At 38.5% G+C, this 262-nt stretch carries 1 protein-coding gene; it reads right to left on the bottom strand.

Translation table 11 applies throughout. From position 1 onward, the window contains the following. Window positions 1-247: hypothetical protein (locus Q5762_RS38750; RefSeq protein ID WP_315897011.1), on the bottom strand; the 247-nt coding region annotated here is incomplete at its 3' end. Window positions 248-262 lie beyond the last annotated feature (15 nt).

The following is a 262-nucleotide window of genomic DNA, read 5'->3' as shown; positions in this document are numbered from 1 at the left end:
AAACACCTCCTGATACTGCAATCAGAACTAGACCCAAAGGCTTTTGATACCATTGTAAAGTTTTTGGTTGATGATGTTCTAACGCTTGTAAAGCTGCACTAACCCTTGGAATGTAAGCATGAGGTGGAGTGAAAACTGTTTGGCATTTTAAAAAGAACGCCTTAGCTTCTTGATACTCTTGCTCTGACAAATCTGAGCGATTTGCAATTGCAATGAACCTATCAAATTCATCTGCTGTTATCTTCATTTGGTTCCATTTCCT

The organism is Streptomyces sp. P9(2023) (genome assembly GCF_032436795.1).
Classification (GTDB): Bacteria; Actinomycetota; Actinomycetes; order Streptomycetales; family Streptomycetaceae; genus Streptomyces.
This window is presented reverse-complemented; position numbering and strand designations above follow the sequence as displayed.